This window comes from Conchiformibius steedae (assembly GCF_014054725.1).
Taxonomy (GTDB): Bacteria; Pseudomonadota; Gammaproteobacteria; order Burkholderiales; family Neisseriaceae; genus Conchiformibius; species Conchiformibius steedae.
In genome coordinates this window covers 1,482,922-1,498,868 of the sequence record NZ_CP059563.1, presented here as the reverse complement: position 1 = coordinate 1,498,868, position 15,947 = coordinate 1,482,922, and the positions used below count along the sequence as shown (strand labels likewise).

The window sequence follows — 15,947 nt, the reverse complement described above, 5'->3', positions numbered from 1 at the left end:
GAAACTGTCTGTATGGGTAAAAAACTGGTTGTGGCAATGTCCACTTCGTGTTTGGATTATCACCCTTATCAACACAATATCCGTATTTTGCGTTTAAATATTGAATTGGGCAACAGGCGTTATATTGACGGTTTGAGCCTGAAAAACGGTGATTTTCAGAACTGGATGTTGGAAAATCCGCAGGCATTGGCGAAAACCTCGCCGCCGAGCCGTTTGGAAATTACCAAATTTTTCTTAAAAATTATGGATGAAGGCTATCGGGAAGTGCTGTTTGTGGGCATGTCGGAAGCCTTGAGCAAAACCTGCGCCCGTGTGCGCGAAATTATTCCGCTGTTTGAAGGAAAAATGATTATCCGTGTGTTTGACAGCCGCAGCGGAACGTTTATTGAGGGCATGATGGCATTGGAAGCAGACCGTTGTTTTAAAAAGGGTCTGTCTATGGAACAAACTTTGTCGCGCTTGGATGAGCTGCGCAGCGACTGCCAAGTGATGTTCGGGGTGTCGGATTTGAGCTATCTGCTGTATAACGGGCGTTTGTCGCGGGTGTCGGGCTTTGTTGCCAATCTGTTGCGCTTAAAACCGCTGATTCATATCAACCGCAGGGGCGAGGCGGAAGTGGCGGAACGGATTATGACGACGGCGCGGGCAATGCGGGTGTTGTCCGACCGTGTGGCGCGGGTGTTGGAACACGGCAGTTATTCGGTGTTTACGCTGTATTCGGGCGATTTGGAACTGCACCGCGATTTGGAAGATATTTTGGAATCGCGTAATCAGTTGCGCCATCTGCCGTCTTATCCCATCAGCCCTGTGGTGGCGGCGCATATCGGTCCGCATGCGTTTGGGGTGGGCTTGATTCGCGCCCCCGTGCATGAAACGGCAAAAAACGCTGCCTGACAGACACGCTGCGGCAAACGCAGTATAATCGCTGCTGACTGCTTTTTTGAAATGTTTTCATGATTTATACTTTATTTGCCACTTGCCCGCGCGGTTTGGAAGGCGTGTTGGCGCAAGAATTAAGCGCAATCGGCTGTACGGCGGTTCGGGCGACAGATGGCGGGGTGTCGTGTGTGGGCGGTTTGGCGGAAGTGTACCGCGCCAATTTGCACAGCCGCACCGCTTCACGTGTGTTATTGGAACTGGCGCGGGGCAAGTACCGCAGCGAACAGGATATTTATGGCTTGGCGCAGCGTTGTGCGTGGACACAATGGTTTGATGTGCAACAGCGTTTTAAAATCCATATCGAGGGCAAACGTTCGCCGTTAAAAAGCCTGAACTTTGCTGCTTTAAAAGTAAAAGACGCGGTGTGCGATGTGTTCCGTGCGGAAACGGGCGCACGTCCGAGCGTGAGCAAAGAGCAACCTGATGTGCGTATTCATGTGTTTGCGGGCGAGCGTGAAGCGGTGCTGCTGTTGGACACCAGCGGCGAGGCATTGTTTAAACGCGGTTATCGCCGCGAGCAGGGCGATGCGCCTTTGCGTGAGAATTTGGCGGCGGGACTGCTGGTGTTGGCGGGATATAACGGTACGCAGCCGTTTCAAGACCCGTTTTGCGGCAGCGGCACAATTGCCATTGAAGCGGCTTGGCTGGCACAAAATCGCGCCCCCGGATTGATGCGTGGTTTTGCGTTTGAGCATTTAAAGGGCTTTGATGCGGGGCTGTGGCAGCAGGTGCGTGATGAAGCGCGTGCTGCGGTGCGCGATGTGCCTGTTGCGCCGATTGCTGCGTCCGACCACGACCGCGCCATGATTGCCGCTGCGCGTAGCAATGCGGCGGCGGCAGGGGTGGCAGATGTGATTGCGTTTTCCTGTCAAGACGTATGCGATACGCGCCCGCCTGCCGAGGCGGGCATTCTGCTGTCTAATCCGCCTTACGGCGTGCGTTTGGCGGAAGTACAGGCTTTGCACGCGCTGTATCCGCAGTTGGGTAGCTGGCTGAAACAGCATTATGCAGGTTGGATGGCGGCACTGCTCAGCAGCGACCGCGAAATGACCAAGCTGATGCGCTTGTCGCCCAAACGCAAAATCCCTGTGTTTAACGGCAATTTGGATTGCCGTTTGTATCTGCTTGAAATGGTGGCGGGCGCAAACCGCCGCAAAGCGTCTGAAAACCTGTAACCATGACCCGAATCGAATACATCGCCCGCGAACTCACTGCCCGCAAACAAACCGTTACCACTGCTGAATCCTGCACGGGTGGGCTGTTGGCGGCGGAACTGACCTCGCAAGCGGGCAGTTCTGCCTTTTTCCAACGCGGTTTTGTCACTTATTCCAACCAAGCCAAAACCGAACAGCTCAATGTGATGCCCGCCACTTTGCGCCATTACGGTGCAGTCAGCGAAGAAACCGTGCGTGAAATGGCATTGGGCGCACTGGTGGCGACCCGCAACGATTATGCCTTGGCGATAACGGGCATTGCTGGACCGGACGGCGGCAGCGAAGCCAAACCCGTAGGAACAGTGTGGTTCGGGTTTGCCACCAAACAGCGTATTTGGGCGAAACAATACCGTTTTGACGGCGACCGCCGCCAAATCCGCACCCAAGCCGTGCAATACGCGCTGGCGATGTTGGAACACTATTTAAAAACATCCGCATGAAGCCCTTACGCCTACCGCCGCGCTTGATGCGCTTGTTTTTACTGCCTGTGCGTTATCTGCGTTTTTTCAAACGCCGCCTGTTACGCGCCGTGGGCTACCGCGGGCGTACCGCGTGGGTCAGTTCCCCGCACTGCTTGGCAGCCTTTACCGATGCCCTGCACCCCGAACAGCCCGAACGCATCACCGTAATTGAACAGGCATTAAAAAAATCGCCGCTGTGGGCGCGTTTGCAAAAAACCGATGCCCCCGAAGTATCGGACATCCAATTGGCGCGGGTGCACAGCCGCCGTTATTTGGCGGATTTGGAAAACCGTTTGCCCACGGATAACGGCGTGGTTAAAATCAATGAAGACACCTATTTGGCTCACAATACCTTAAACGCAGCCCGTTACGCAGCGGGTGCGGTGGTCAAAGCCGTAGATATGGTCATGCGCAAACACGCCAAGAACGCCTTTTGTGCCGTGCGTCCACCGGGGCATCACGCCGCTGCCGACCAAGCATCGGGTTTTTGTTTTATCAATAATATTGCCGTAGGCGTGATGCACGCCGTTGCCGAATACCGTCTTAAACGCATTGCCGTGATTGATTTTGACCTGCACCACGGCGACGGCACAGAAAATATTTTTGCGGGCGACCCGCGTGTGTTGATGCTGTCGTCTTTTGAATTTCCGCTTTATCCCTTTAACGGCAGCGAAACCGATGCCGTGCGCGGCGACCGCCACCATATTTTCAATTATCCGTTACAGGCAGGTGACGGCAGTGCCGCGTTCCGTTATTTGGTGCGGGCGCAATGGTTGCCGAAACTGGCTTCGTTTAATCCGCAGATGATTTTCTTGTCGGCGGGATTTGACGCACACCGTGATGATGACATCGGACATTTGTGTTTGACCGAAGCCGATTTTGCTTGGCTAACCCGAAAAATTGTGTTGATTGCCGAACGTCACGCGCAGGGGCGTATTGTGTCGGTGCTGGAAGGGGGCTATTACCTGCCGTCGTTAGCGGCTTCGGCGAAAGCCCATATCGGCGCGTTGATACAGGCGCGGGGTTTTAAAAAATGGTTGTAAATCAATGTCCGCCTGTTGAGCGCGAAAACAATTGAATCACCACCACCCCGCCGATAATCATTGCCATGCCTGCCAAGGCGGGAAAATCAGGTTTTTGTCCCCAAAACGCCCAGCCGATTAAAGCCGTCAGCACAATGCCCGAGCCCGACCAAATGGCATAAGTAATGCCTACGGGCAAGGTGCGGAATACCAGCGACACCAGATAAAACGCCACCGCGAATGCCACCAACGCGCCCAATGTGGGCGCGATGCGGGTAAAGCCGTTGCTGTATTTCAATAAGCTGGTACCGCATACTTCCGCAGCAATCGCACACGCCAGCAGTATCCAGTGATTCATGGTGTGTTCCTTAAGTCTTCCAAGCGCGTTCCCGCCAAATGGTCGTATAAAAACTGCCGTTGCGGATGAAACAGCGCAAATCCCCACGGCAAAATCCACCACAGCAGCGCGGTAAAAAACGCCATGCGCGGGGCAACGCCCATGTGTTTAAAAGCGATATACGCCATCAGCGGAATAAAAATCAAAAAGATACTCGCCCAAGCAAAACGCAGGCGCAAACGTGCCAAGCTGGGGCGTGCGCCGTCTGCCGCGCTTAAACCAATGCGCCACACCCGCATCGGCAGCGTTTGCGATTCGCGCCGCCAATTCAGTCTGAAATACAGCCACCATCCGCCCAACAGCAATACGGCTTGTATCACGGGCATAAAGGGCAATAAGGCGGGCAAACGGTGTTGCGCGAGGGTTTGCAGCACGGCGGCGGGCAACAGTGCCACCATACCGACTGCGCCCACCAGCAAAGATTCGTAACTGAGGGCAAACAGGCGGCGGCGCAGCGGCGCAGGACGGAAATCGGAACGGTTGTCGGACATTATTGGGGCGGGTGTGGGTAAAAACGGGGATTATACCCAGCCTGTGCCGTCTATAGTCAATATGCTTTATTTCTCATACGGCGTTGGCTCGCCTTGCCGTATTACCCATACTGTCTGCGGCATCGCCGCCTTGTATGAAAAATAAATCACATTAACTATATAAAAATAATCCGATTAAATCGTTTAAAAAACGTCTGCCTAAAGCGGTGGCGCGGAAATAACGCGGGTCGCTGTCGAGCAGACCTTTTTGTTGGGCTTGGGCGATGGCGCGGGCGATACGGGCAGGGGAAACGCCTGTGCGTTCGGGCAACCACGCGGCAGGCACGCCGTCCTGCAGGCGCAGCGCGTTCATCATAAATTCGCCCGCCAAATCCTGAACGGGAATATCGCGGCGCACAATCGCATCGGCGGGATTACCGTGCATGGCGCGTAAATAGTCGTTGGGGTGACGGCTGCGGACGGTGCGTTCGATGCGCTGCGGATAGGAAATTTTGCCATGTGCGCCCGCGCCGATGCCGATGTAGTCGCCAAACTGCCAATAATTCAGATTGTGGCGGGCGCGTTGGCTGGTGTGTTTGGCAAACGCGCTGGTTTCGTAAGCCTGAAAACCGTTTTGGGTGAGGGTGTGATGAACGGCATCTTCAATGTCTTGCGCGGCATCATCTACAGGCAAACCTGATGGCGGACGGTGGGCGAAAGCGGTATTGGGTTCTAAAGTGAGGTGGTAGGCACTGATGTGCGACACGCCCAAATCGCAAGCGGTTTGTACATCATGTTGTGCTTGTGTGGGGGTTTGCTGGGGTAGGGCATACATTAAATCAATGTTTACCCGTTCAAAAATCTGGGTGGCAGTGTGCAGCGCGGCGCGGGCTTCATCGGCGTTGTGAATGCGCCCAAGGGTGTGCAGTTTGTCGTTGTCAAAACTTTGCACGCCGACGGATAAGCGGTTGATGCCTGCTTCTTTAAAACCTTGAAAACGCTCGCGTTCAAATGTACCGGGGTTGGCTTCTAAAGTGATTTCGGCTTCGGGATTGAGTTTGACCAGCGCACGGATGCCGCTGAGTAAGGTGTTAATCGATTCGGCACTGAATACGCTGGGCGTGCCGCCGCCGATAAACACGGTTTCCACGCTGCGCCCCCAAATATTGGGTAATTCTTGTTGTAAATCAATCAATAGGGCGTTGATATAGTGTGTTTCGTCTAACACGGCGGGCAAGCGGTGCGAATTAAAATCGCAATAGGGACATTTTTGTACGCACCACGGAATATGGACGTATAGGGACAAGGGCGGCAGCGCGGGCAGGGAAGCGGCGGATAGGGGCATAATGGATGTTCCGATAAAAAATAACGGCATCGGCGGCGCACCGATGCCGTTGTCAGCAGAATGATTTATTTAAAGAAATCGCCCATACCGGGGGGCAAACCTTGGGTAAATTGCGACATCCGCGCAGAAGTGGCGGCTTCGGCTTTATCGTGGGCTTCATTGAGCGCGGCAAGCACCAAATCTTCCAACATTTCTGCATCGTCTGCGGCTTCGGCAATCAGGTCGGGGCTGATGTGTACGGCGCGGACAGCGTGGTTACAGGTGGCGGTAATGCGAACCAAGCCGTTGCCCGCTTCGCCCACCACTTCGGTTTGTGCCAATTCGGCTTGGGCTTTTTTGATGTTGTCCTGCATTCTTTGCGCCTGCTGCATCAGGCCGCCGAGTCCGGCTTTTCCAAACATGGGGATATTCCTTTTGTGTGATTCAATAAACGGCTGCCTGTGCAGACAGCGTGAAAAAAGGCGGATTATAGCGCGTTTTGCGGCAGCGGTAGGGATTGCGTGTAGTGGGTGTGGTAAAAATGCCGTTAAACAAAATCTGCCATTGCTGCCAAAAAACATTCCGCCAAATACAAAATTTCCCCGTTCGGATTACCAAACCACGACCGCCGCGCCAGCACACTGCCTGAAAGTGCTATGCTGTATTGCATCGGGCTGCGTGTCCATTGGCAAGCCTTATCGCCAAATAAAATTTCCCCCAAAGGGCGGCTGCCGCAATGCAATACGGTTTGCCACGCCGAACCGATGGCGCAGGCGCTGTAGGCGCGTACCACCGCCGTGCCGTTTAAGCGCAAATCCACTTCGCGGATAAAGGCTTGTGTGTTGGGTAAACAGTCCTGCAAACAGGCAGGCACGTCCGCCACGCCCAAATAACGCAAATCCACATCAAACGCCGCCCCCGTGGCGCGTAGGGCTTGGGTCAGCGATTGCTGCGTTGCCAAGCGGTAGAGTGCGCTGTCGGGGGCGGCGGGGCAGTTTTCCTGCCAAATTAGGGCAGGATTCATGCGATTTGGGTTTGATGTTCGTCGCCATTGCGGGTGCGGATTTCGCCCAAGCGGTACACGGTTTCGCCCAATTCGCTTAACAGGGCGGCAACGGCATCCGCCACTTCGGCAGACACCACCAGCGTCATGCCGATGCCGCAGTTAAAGGTGCGGTACATTTCCTGCGTGTCCACATTGCCTGCCTGTTGCAGCCATTGGAACAGCTTGGGCATCTGCCATGCGGAAGCCTTGATTTGAGCAACGCAGTTTTCAGGCAGCACGCGCGGCAGGTTTTCGGTGATGCCGCCGCCCGTGATGTGTGCCATACCTTTGATTTCGTATTGTTTTAAGACTTGTAAAATCGGTTTCACATACAAGCGTGTCGGCGCAATAATGGCTTCGCGCAGGGTTTTGCCGCCGTCAAACGGAGCGTCCAAATCGGGTTTGTCCCGCGCCAAAATTTTGCGAATCAATGAATAACCGTTGGAATGGGCGCCGTTGGATGCCAAGCCCAGCACCACATCGCCTGTGGCAATGCTGCGCCCGTTAATCACTTGGTCTTTTTCCACCACGCCCACGGCAAAGCCCGCCAAATCGTATTCGCCTTCGGGGTACATTCCGGGCATTTCGGCGGTTTCGCCGCCAATCAGGGCGCAACCCGATTGTTCGCAGCCTTCGGCAATGCCTTTAATCACATCGGTGGCGCGCGCCACATCCAGCTTGCCGCAGGCGAAATAATCTAGGAAAAACAAAGGTTCTGCACCTTGAACCAAAATATCGTTTACGCTCATCGCCACCAAATCAATGCCAACGGTGTCGTGTTTGTCCCATTCAAACGCCAGCTTGAGTTTCGTCCCCACGCCGTCCGTGCCGCTGACCAACACGGGATTGCGGTATTTGCGGCTGATTTCCACCAGTGCGCCAAATCCGCCCAAATCGCCCAATACTTCGGGGCGCAGGGTGCGTTTGGCAAAAGGCTTGATGTTTTCAACCAGTTGGTCGCCGGCGGCGATGTCCACGCCGGCATCGCGGTAGCTGAGGGATTGGCTCATAATGGGCTTTCCTGAAAAAGACATGGGTAGCAAAGCTGCCTAAACGTGCGGAAAAACCACATATTCAGGCAGCAGAAAAACGGCGTATATTATACGGAAAGGCGGGGATTTTGTCTAAATCCGCTTCGCCAAATCCGCTGCTTTACCGATGTAAAGCGCGGGCGTGAGTGCCAGCAATTCCTGTTTGGCTTCGGCGGGAATCGCCAAAGTTTCAATAAATTGGCGCAAGGATTCGGGCGTGATGCCGTCTTTACCGCGTGTCAGGGCTTTTAACTGTTCATAAGCCTGCGGCACGGCGTAGCGGCGCATCACGGTTTGAATCGGCTCGGCAAGCAGTTCCCAAGTGGCATCCAAATCGGCGGCAAGCGCGGCGGGATTGGCTTCCAGCTTGTTCAGACCGCGCAGATGCGCCACCCAGCCCAGCAGGGTGTAACCCGCCGCCACGCCCATATTGCGCAACACGGTGCTGTCGGTCAAATCACGCTGCCAGCGTGAAACGGGTAGTTTTTCCGCCAAAAAGCCGAGTAGGGCATTAGCAACGCCCAGATTACCTTCGGAATTTTCAAAATCAATCGGATTGACTTTGTGCGGCATGGTAGATGAACCGACTTCGCCTTCTTTCACTTTTTGCTTGAAATAGCCCAGCGAAATATAACCCCACACATCGCGGTTGAAATCAATCAAAATGGTGTTGATGCGGGAGAGAACTTGGAATAATTCCGCCATATAATCATGTGGTTCAATCTGAATGGTGTAGGGATTGAAGGTCAAGCCCAAAGCCTGTTCCACAAAGTTGCGGCAATGGTTTTCCCAATCAAAATCAGGATACGCGCTTAAATGGGCGTTGTAGTTGCCGACTGCGCCGTTGATTTTGCCCAAGCATTCTTGGTTTTGCAACTGTTTGATTTGACGTTGCAAACGGTAAAGCACATTGGCGATTTCTTTGCCCAGCGTGGTGGGGGTGGCGGGCTGACCGTGGGTGCGGCTCATCATCGGCACGTCTGCCAAAGCGTGTGCCATTTCGCGCAACTTGGCGCAGATTTCGTCCAACTTCGGCAGCAGCACTTCATCGCGGGCTTGGCGCAACATCAGCGCGTGCGACAGGTTGTTGATGTCTTCGCTGGTGCAGGCAAAATGGATAAATTCGGCGGCGGCGGCGATTTCGGCATGGTCGGCAAAACGTTGTTTCAACCAATATTCAATGGCTTTGACATCGTGGTTGGTGGTGGCTTCAATGGCTTTGACGGCAGCGGCATCGTTTAAGTCAAAATCGCGCATCACCGCGTCAATTTCGCTGACGGTGGCGGCGGAAAACGGCGGCACTTCGGCGATTTGCGGCGCGGCGGCAAGGGTTTTAAGCCATTCCAGTTCCACGCGCACGCGGGCTTTCATCAGCCCGTATTCGGAAAACACGGGGCGCAGCGGTTCGGCGGCGGCGGCATAGCGGCCGTCTAGGGGGGAAAGGGCAAAAATGGGGTCAATCATGGGTAATACTTTATTATGTGGTTAGGTAAATCAATGGTTTATTTGTGGGTTTCGCCAAACCATTTTTGGTAAATGCGTTCGTAGCTGCCATCGGCTTTGATTTTTGCCAAGCCGCTGTTGAGTTTGCCTTGCAATTCGCTATTGCCTAATTTGACGGCGAAAGCCAGTTGTTCTTTAACGGCTTTGGGGTCGCGTATCAGTTCCAAACCGTATTGCGAACCGTATTGTTTGGTGTAGTACTGCATCACGCCGAAGTCGCCCACTGCACCGTCGGTTTGGGCGGTCATGGTGCGGCTTACGCTCATCCAAGTGGTCGGAATATCCACCACTTGCCCGTAGCCTTTTTGGTATTGCTGGACAATCTGTTCCTGTACCGTGCCTTTTTTGGCGGCGATTTTTTTACCGATAATATCGTTAAAGCTCTTGATATTGCTGTTTTTATGCACCAGCAGCACCGATTCGGTTTCAAAATGCGGGTTGGCAAACAGCATTTTGCTTTTACGCGCATCGGTTACGGTAATGCCTGCGCTGATAATATCGGCTTTGCCCTGTTGTAAGGCATCAAACAGTTCTGCCCACAAATAGGGGGTGTAGTGCAAGGAAAATCCTTCTTTTTTGCCGATGGCTTCCAATATTTCGTATTCAAAACCGCTGGCTTGGTCGCCGCCGTGCATGATAAACGGCGGATGCGACTGCTCAATAAACACGCGGTATTGCGTTTTGGGCGCGGGGGCATCGGCAGCGGGCGCGTCTTCAGGCGAACAGCCCTGCAAACAGGGCAGCAACAAAAAAACAGACAACAGGCGTTTCATCAGGATTCCTTTTTGGTTTGAAACCCCGCCGTTCACGGCGGTAAAATAAGCCTTTTTTATTCGGGCGGGGACAACCCCGTCCGAATCGGGGCAACACATAGGGCTGTGCTTGATGTGCAGCCCTGTGTGTTGAAACGGCAAGTAACAGGGAAATACCGATTATCGCGCCAAATGGAGCTGTGTGAATGTTGTCGCAGCAGTTTGGTGGTAAATTGTGTTTTTATGTTGTGTAGTTGCAACAAAACGGCTGGTGTAGTCGCTTATTCGATTGACAAACGGTCCAAGCGGTAGCGCATGCTGCGGAAGCTGATGCCCAATACTTTGGCGGCTTGGGTGCGGTTGTAGCGGGTGTGCGTGAGTGCCAATTGCAAAATCTGGCGTTCCACATCGTCCAAATAGTCTTGCAATTGGGTGTGCCCCATCTGAAAACCGGGTAAGCCTGTGCTTTCGGCAGGTTCTTCCACCAGCAGGTGTTCGCTGCCGAGGCTCATCGGTTCGCTGTGGATTTGTAAATCTTCCACGTCAATCACATTATCGGCGGCAAGGGCAACGGCACGTTCCAAAATATTTTCCAGCTCGCGGAAATTGCCCGGATAGTTGTAGTGCAACAGGGCATCGCGGGCGGCGGCAGTCATTTTGATGCCTTGTCCGCCGTGGTGTTTTTTCAGCAGGTAAACAATCAGTTGTTCTAAATCTTCATGCATTTCGCGCAGCGGCGGCATGTGCAGCGACACCACGTTTAAGCGGTAGAACAAGTCTTGGCGGAAGCTGCCGTCCTGCACCAGCGCGGCAAGGTTTTTGTGGGTGGCGGAAATAATGCGCACATCAACTTTGACTTCTTGGGCATCGCCGATGCGGCGCACGGCTTTTTCCTGAATGGCACGTAACAGCTTGACCTGCATGGCTAAAGGCAAATCCGCCACTTCGTCTAAAAACAGCGTGCCGCCGTGGGCGTGTTGGAAAAAGCCCAAACGGTCTTGGTCTGCGCCCGTAAAACTGCCTTTTTTGTAGCCGAAAAATTCGCTTTCCATCAGGTTTTCGGGAATCGCGCCGCAGTTTACCGCGATAAAGGGCTTGTCGCGGCGGGCGGAAAGCTCGTGAATACTGCGCGCAGCCTGTTCTTTGCCCGAACCGCTTTCGCCTGAAATATACACGGGCACTTGGGTTTGCGACAGTTTGCGGATGAGGCGGCGGGCTTCTTCAATCTGCTGCGATTTGCCGAGAATGCGCGGAATATCGTGTTCGTGTTTGAGTCCGTGCAGGGCGGGCGCGGCGGGTTCGGTAAACACGTCAATACGGCTTTGCTCGGAAAACGCGGGTGTTTCGGGTGCGGGGCGCACGGGGGGAGGTGTAACGGGTGCGGGCGCGGCTGGCGCGGCTTCGGCAGGACGCTGCGGCGGTGTGAGCGGACGGTTGCTTTCGTCCTGTACTTTTACGGCAGATTTTACCAAAGTCCGCAGCTGTGCCAGCGTGATGGGTTTTTGCAGGTAGTCAAACGCGCCGATTTTTAAGGCTTGCACGGCTTGGTCGGCATTGCCGAAAGCGGTAATCACCGCCACGGGGGTGTCGTGTCCGCCGTTCATAATGTGTTCCACCACTTCCAAGCCCGAACCGTCGGGCATGCGCATATCGGTGAGCACCAGCGAATAGCGGTTTTCGTCCAGTTTTTTCTTGGCAATGGTCACACCTTCGGCGGTGTCCACGTCCAAACCCATTTTCATCAGGGTCATTTCCATCAAGTCGCGGATATCGGCTTCATCGTCCACCACCAGCACGGGGCGGTTAAGGCTGTTTCGGGTCATGATTCGGCTTTCGGTAAAATCAGTTCAAAGGCTTTTTTGTCGGGCAGGTAGCGCAAATCGCCTTTATTGGCGTGTGCCAGCTCGCGGGCAATATACAGCCCCAAGCCCGTACCTTCTGCTTGTGTGGTGTAAAACGGTTCAAATAAATGTTGGATGATATTGTCGGGCACGCCGCCGCCATCGTCAAATACCCGCAGCGAAAAATTGCCGTTTTTGTGCGGATACACGGTAAGCGTAACCGAATGTTTGCGTTTGCTGCCGTGCCGCCACGCATTGTTGCACAAATTCCATAGGATTTGCTGCAGGTGCATGGCATCAAAAATTACGGCGGTATTTTTAACAATACTCACGGCAATGCCGTTGGCGGCTTCGGGACGGGTGAGCAGGAATTCCTGATAAAAATTATTCCAAAACTCTTCAAAAATAATGGTCTGACGGTTAATGCGGTCGCGCTTGTTCAGGCTGGACACTTCTTCAATCATCTTGTCGATACGGGCAATGTTTTTATCGATGATGCCGCATAATTTGGCAGTCATCGGGTCGGGACGTTCTTCGTTGTCGTTGTTTTCAATCATCAGCCCGTTGGCTTGGCGCACGGCGGAAAGCGGATTGCGGATTTCGTGGGCAAAATTGGCGGTAAGCAGCCCCAGCGATGCCAGTTTGACCGATTGCGCTTCCAGCTGGCGTTCTTTTTCGGCACGGATAAACAAAATCAGCAGTTCTGTGTTTTCCTGAATCACAGGAACGGCGCGCACGTTCATGTCGCGCTCGTTAATCATCAAACCAGTTTCAAACAATTGCTTGCTGTTGCCCTGCCAGCGGCGGATGACATCACGCAAAAACGGGGCGCGGCTGTTTGCCTTGATATTGGAAAAATACTGCAGGGTTTGGCGGTTGTGCAGCCACACGCGGCAATCGGCGTCCACCACCAGCACCGCTTCCTGCATACGGTTCAATACCACCTTATTGAGTGCGCTGATGCGTTCAAACGCCGTGCGGTGTTTTTTAACCGATTCGCCTGCGCGTGATAAAAACGATGCCGAATAAGACGTCAGCAGCGACACCAGATAACAGCCCGCAATCAGCAAAATATTGCCTGTAATGCTATTGAAATAACTGGGTGCTTCCGAAGAAAACGGCCATTCGCGCCAAATCAGAAACAGCAACAGCAAAATCGCCGCATAACCCGCATACAGCATGGGATAACGCCCGTAACTGAGCAGGCACGAAATCGCCAAAAACGGCAAAATCAAAATCGCAAAGCCCGAATTCACCCCGCCCAAAAGGTGTGTCAGCAGTACCATCATGGTAATATCGGCAACGGCAGAAGCACTGGGCGTTTCACTGTGCTTCTGCTTTTGCCAATTGGGTTGGATGATGCAGAAAATGGTCATAATACCGTAAGTCCACAGCCAAACATGCATGCCGTTGGAATTCAGGTAGGTAAAGACGGGCGACAAATGGTTATTTTGGATTTCAAACAATTCGCTTAACTGCTGCGAAAAAGCAGTAAACATCATCAATGTAAAAAAAATGGTGATGCGGGCGATATTGGTAAAACCGATGATGCGGTCAATTTGTTCTTCCCAATCACGCGCCTGCCAAGGGCGCTGCTGTACGGATTCGCTCATAGGGTTGGTTCCGATTGATGGGCAATGGCGGCGTACACAGCATAGGGCGTACCGCTGATGTTCAACAGCTTGCCTTTACGCCCGCGCTTGCCCGCAATATCCGCCACGCGCAAGGTTTCGCGGCTGATGCCCCCGCGTTTGCCTGCGGTTTCCAAAACATATTCGGCAGACGACACCACCGCACACAATGCCAAATGGTCGTCTGCATCCAAGGCGGTCAGCTGCAAACCGCGTCCTTTTGCCATTTCTTTCAAATCGCGCAGCGGAAAGGCACTCAAACGCTTGTTTGCGCTGGCAAGCACCACATGGCTGGTTGGGTCGGCTTGCGCGGAACGGTACACGCGCACGGGCGGCAGCACTGTCTCGCCGCTTTCCAAACGCATGATTTCCTTACCTGCTTTTACCCGCGACACCATATCGCCCAACGTGCAGATAAAACCGTATCCCCCCGAATGGGCGAGTAAATAACGGTCTTCGGGCGCACCTGCCAGCAGACACAACACCGCCGCGCCTGTTTGCAAAGCAATTAAAGAAGCCAATGGCACACCGTCGCCGCGCCCGCGCGGAATATCTGCCGCATCCACCGTATAACTGCGCCCCAGCGTGTCCAGCACCACCACGGGGCGCACGCTGCGGATTTCCAAAACCTGCTGCAAGGCATCGCCTTCTTTAAACGCCGTTTGCGACACATCCAAACCGTGTCCCGCACGGCTGCGAATCCAGCCTTGTTGCGACACAATCAGTGTCAGCGGTTCATCGGCAGTGGTTTGGGTAAGGGTGGCGCGTTCGGCAGCTTGCAGCAGCGTGCGCCGTTCATCGCCAAAGCGTTTGGCATCGGCTTGAATTTCTTTAATAATCAGTTTTTTCTTATCCGATTCGCTGGCAAGCAGATTTTGCAAACTTTCCGCTTCTTCACGCAGTTTGTCCAATTCTTGTTCTAACTTGATGCCTTCCAAACGTGCCAATTGGCGCAAACGGATTTCCAAAATATCTTCTGCCTGAATGTCGCTTAAGGCAAAACGCGCCATCAGCTCGCCTTTGGGTTCGTCTGATTCGCGGATTAAGGCAATCACTTCATCTAAATGCAGAAAAACGGTGTGTCGCCCTTCCAAAATATGTACCCGTTTTTCCACCTGCGCCAAACGGTGCGCCAAACGGCGGGTAACGGTTTGGGTGCGGAAATCCAGCCATTCCTGCAAAATGGTTTTCAGGTTTTTTTGTGCGGGACGGTTGTCTGCGCCCATCATCACCAAATTGACCGATACATTGCCTTCCAGCGAGGTTTGCGCCATCAGGGTGTTCATCAGTGCTTCGGGCTGAATGCGGGAAGATTTGGGTTCAAAAACCAAACGCACGGGCTGTTCGCTGTCGCTTTCGTCGCGCACGCGTTCCAGCAAATCCAACATCAGTTTTTTGGTATTGACTTGTTCTTGCGAAAGCTGTTTTTTGCCTGCTTTGGGTTTGGGATTGGTTTGCTCTTCAATTTCGGCAAGGATTTTTTGGGCGTTGGTTTGCGGGGGCAGTTCATATACGATGATGCGCCATTGTCCGCGTGCCAGCTGTTCTACACGGTAGCGGGCGCGGACGCGGATGCTGCCTTTGCCGCTGTCGTACAGGCGTTGCAAATCGGCGGGGGCGGTGATGATGTGTCCGCCACCCGCAAAATCGGGGGCAGGCAGATAGGCAGTGAGCGCAGCGGTGTCCAGTTCGGGATTTTTCAGCAGGGCAACGGCTGCGGCTGCGGTTTCGTTGAGATTGTGAGAAGGGATTTCGGTTGCCATGCCCACGGCAATGCCCGATGCGCCATTGAGCAGCAGCATGGGCAAACGGGCAGGCAGACAGTCAGGCTCGCGGAATGCGCCGTCATAATTGGGAATAAAATCGGCAGTGCCTTGGTCCAGTTCGTCTAACAGCAGTTCCGCCAAGGGCGTGAGACGGGCTTCGGTGTAACGCATTGCCGCTGCGCCGTCGCCGTCACGCGAACCAAAATTGCCGATGCCGTCAATCAGCGGATAACGCAGGGTAAAATCCTGTGCCATGCGCACCATGGCATCGTAGGCGGAAGCGTCGCCGTGGGGGTGGTATTTACCAAGAATTTCGCCCACCACCCGCGCCGATTTAACGGGCTTGGCGGCGTGGGTCAGCCCCATGTCTTTCATGGCAAACAAAATGCGCCGCTGTACGGGCTTTTGTCCGTCGCGCACATCGGGCAGGGCGCGTCCTTTGACCACGCTCATGGCGTATTCAAGATAGGCGCGTTGGGCATATTCGGCAAGGGCTAGGTGGTCGGCGTGTTCGGTCATGGCGCAACTGGGTAAAATGGCTTATTGTAAAC

Annotated in this window: 15 protein-coding genes; 4 read left to right on the top strand and 11 right to left on the bottom strand. The window is 53.9% G+C overall.

The window, feature by feature from the left end:
- Window positions 1-12: 12 nt before the first annotated feature.
- The 4 genes from H3L98_RS07900 to H3L98_RS07885 are packed head-to-tail and all read left to right on the top strand — an operon-like array spanning window position 13 to window position 3,657.
- Window positions 13-894, top strand: coding sequence for a DegV family protein (locus H3L98_RS07900; protein ID WP_051531993.1), 882 nt, complete (start codon window positions 13-15; stop codon window positions 892-894).
- Between the two features lie 59 nt (window positions 895-953).
- Window positions 954-2,114, top strand: a complete 1,161-nt coding sequence (locus H3L98_RS07895) for a THUMP domain-containing class I SAM-dependent RNA methyltransferase (RefSeq protein ID WP_027021533.1) — start codon at window positions 954-956, stop codon at window positions 2,112-2,114.
- Between the two features lie 2 nt (window positions 2,115-2,116).
- Window positions 2,117-2,593, top strand: coding sequence for a CinA family protein (locus H3L98_RS07890; protein WP_027021532.1), 477 nt, complete (start codon window positions 2,117-2,119; stop codon window positions 2,591-2,593).
- Complete coding sequence (locus tag H3L98_RS07885; RefSeq protein WP_051531992.1) at window positions 2,590-3,657, top strand: histone deacetylase family protein; 1,068 nt, start codon at window positions 2,590-2,592, stop codon at window positions 3,655-3,657. Before H3L98_RS07890 ends, H3L98_RS07885 begins: the two co-directional genes overlap by 4 nt.
- A gap of 1 nt (window position 3,658) precedes the next feature.
- Here H3L98_RS07885 and H3L98_RS07880 read toward each other — a convergent pair whose 3' ends face one another.
- The 11 genes from H3L98_RS07880 to parC all read right to left on the bottom strand — a co-directional run bounded on the left by H3L98_RS07880 (window position 3,659) and on the right by parC (window position 15,915).
- Complete coding sequence (locus H3L98_RS07880; RefSeq protein WP_027021530.1) at window positions 3,659-3,994, bottom strand: DMT family transporter; 336 nt, start codon at window positions 3,992-3,994, stop codon at window positions 3,659-3,661.
- The gene (locus tag H3L98_RS07875) at window positions 3,991-4,524 is read right to left on the bottom strand and encodes an RDD family protein (RefSeq protein ID WP_027021529.1); all 534 of its coding nucleotides are present in this window, start codon (window positions 4,522-4,524) and stop codon (window positions 3,991-3,993) included. Before H3L98_RS07875 ends, H3L98_RS07880 begins: the two co-directional genes overlap by 4 nt.
- Window positions 4,525-4,675: 151 nt before the next feature.
- The gene (hemW, locus tag H3L98_RS07870; RefSeq protein WP_034333050.1) at window positions 4,676-5,848 is read right to left on the bottom strand and encodes a radical SAM family heme chaperone HemW; all 1,173 of its coding nucleotides are present in this window, start codon (window positions 5,846-5,848) and stop codon (window positions 4,676-4,678) included.
- A 65-nt stretch (window positions 5,849-5,913) separates the two neighbouring features.
- Window positions 5,914-6,249 carry a YbaB/EbfC family nucleoid-associated protein gene (locus H3L98_RS07865; RefSeq protein WP_027021527.1) on the bottom strand — a complete coding sequence of 112 codons (336 nt, stop codon included), beginning with the start codon at window positions 6,247-6,249 and terminating at the stop codon, window positions 5,914-5,916.
- A gap of 125 nt (window positions 6,250-6,374) precedes the next feature.
- Window positions 6,375-6,851 (bottom strand): chorismate--pyruvate lyase family protein, encoded by a 477-nt coding sequence (locus H3L98_RS07860; protein WP_027021526.1) that lies wholly within the window; start codon window positions 6,849-6,851, stop codon window positions 6,375-6,377.
- Window positions 6,848-7,882, bottom strand: coding sequence for a phosphoribosylformylglycinamidine cyclo-ligase (gene purM / locus H3L98_RS07855; RefSeq protein WP_027021525.1), 1,035 nt, complete (start codon window positions 7,880-7,882; stop codon window positions 6,848-6,850). The genes H3L98_RS07860 and purM overlap by 4 nt, the downstream gene beginning before the upstream one ends.
- A 114-nt stretch (window positions 7,883-7,996) precedes the next feature.
- Window positions 7,997-9,367, bottom strand: coding sequence for an adenylosuccinate lyase (gene purB, locus H3L98_RS07850; protein WP_027021524.1), 1,371 nt, complete (start codon window positions 9,365-9,367; stop codon window positions 7,997-7,999).
- A gap of 38 nt (window positions 9,368-9,405) precedes the next feature.
- Window positions 9,406-10,179, bottom strand: a complete 774-nt coding sequence (locus H3L98_RS07845; protein WP_169733450.1) for a substrate-binding periplasmic protein — start codon at window positions 10,177-10,179, stop codon at window positions 9,406-9,408.
- A gap of 260 nt (window positions 10,180-10,439) precedes the next feature.
- Complete coding sequence (locus H3L98_RS07840) at window positions 10,440-11,981, bottom strand: sigma-54-dependent transcriptional regulator (RefSeq protein ID WP_027021523.1); 1,542 nt, start codon at window positions 11,979-11,981, stop codon at window positions 10,440-10,442.
- Window positions 11,978-13,612: an ATP-binding protein gene (locus tag H3L98_RS07835; RefSeq protein ID WP_027021522.1), complete on the bottom strand. Its 1,635-nt coding sequence runs from the start codon at window positions 13,610-13,612 to the stop codon at window positions 11,978-11,980. The genes H3L98_RS07840 and H3L98_RS07835 overlap by 4 nt, the downstream gene beginning before the upstream one ends.
- Entirely contained in the window at window positions 13,609-15,915 is a 2,307-nt protein-coding gene (gene parC, locus H3L98_RS07830) for a DNA topoisomerase IV subunit A (RefSeq protein WP_027021521.1), read from the bottom strand. The genes H3L98_RS07835 and parC overlap by 4 nt, the downstream gene beginning before the upstream one ends.
- Window positions 15,916-15,947 lie beyond the last annotated feature (32 nt).

What these genes read in the sequence shown, in the direction of transcription:
- parC (WP_027021521.1), bottom strand. Translation starts at nt 15,915, where the DNA reads ATGACCGAACACGCCGACCACCTAGCCCTTGCCGAATATGCCCAACGC.
- H3L98_RS07875 (WP_027021529.1), bottom strand. Translation starts at nt 4,524, where the DNA reads ATGTCCGACAACCGTTCCGATTTCCGTCCTGCGCCGCTGCGCCGCCGC.
- H3L98_RS07865 (WP_027021527.1), bottom strand. Translation starts at nt 6,249, where the DNA reads ATGTTTGGAAAAGCCGGACTCGGCGGCCTGATGCAGCAGGCGCAAAGA.
- H3L98_RS07840 (WP_027021523.1), bottom strand. Translation starts at nt 11,981, where the DNA reads ATGACCCGAAACAGCCTTAACCGCCCCGTGCTGGTGGTGGACGATGAA.
- H3L98_RS07835 (WP_027021522.1), bottom strand. Translation starts at nt 13,612, where the DNA reads ATGAGCGAATCCGTACAGCAGCGCCCTTGGCAGGCGCGTGATTGGGAA.
- H3L98_RS07860 (WP_027021526.1), bottom strand. Translation starts at nt 6,851, where the DNA reads ATGAATCCTGCCCTAATTTGGCAGGAAAACTGCCCCGCCGCCCCCGAC.
- H3L98_RS07845 (WP_169733450.1), bottom strand. Translation starts at nt 10,179, where the DNA reads ATGAAACGCCTGTTGTCTGTTTTTTTGTTGCTGCCCTGTTTGCAGGGC.
- H3L98_RS07885 (WP_051531992.1), top strand. Translation starts at nt 2,590, where the DNA reads ATGAAGCCCTTACGCCTACCGCCGCGCTTGATGCGCTTGTTTTTACTG.
- hemW (WP_034333050.1), bottom strand. Translation starts at nt 5,848, where the DNA reads ATGCCCCTATCCGCCGCTTCCCTGCCCGCGCTGCCGCCCTTGTCCCTA.
- H3L98_RS07895 (WP_027021533.1), top strand. Translation starts at nt 954, where the DNA reads ATGATTTATACTTTATTTGCCACTTGCCCGCGCGGTTTGGAAGGCGTG.
- H3L98_RS07880 (WP_027021530.1), bottom strand. Translation starts at nt 3,994, where the DNA reads ATGAATCACTGGATACTGCTGGCGTGTGCGATTGCTGCGGAAGTATGC.
- H3L98_RS07900 (WP_051531993.1), top strand. Translation starts at nt 13, where the DNA reads ATGGGTAAAAAACTGGTTGTGGCAATGTCCACTTCGTGTTTGGATTAT.
- H3L98_RS07890 (WP_027021532.1), top strand. Translation starts at nt 2,117, where the DNA reads ATGACCCGAATCGAATACATCGCCCGCGAACTCACTGCCCGCAAACAA.
- purM (WP_027021525.1), bottom strand. Translation starts at nt 7,882, where the DNA reads ATGAGCCAATCCCTCAGCTACCGCGATGCCGGCGTGGACATCGCCGCC.
- purB (WP_027021524.1), bottom strand. Translation starts at nt 9,367, where the DNA reads ATGATTGACCCCATTTTTGCCCTTTCCCCCCTAGACGGCCGCTATGCC.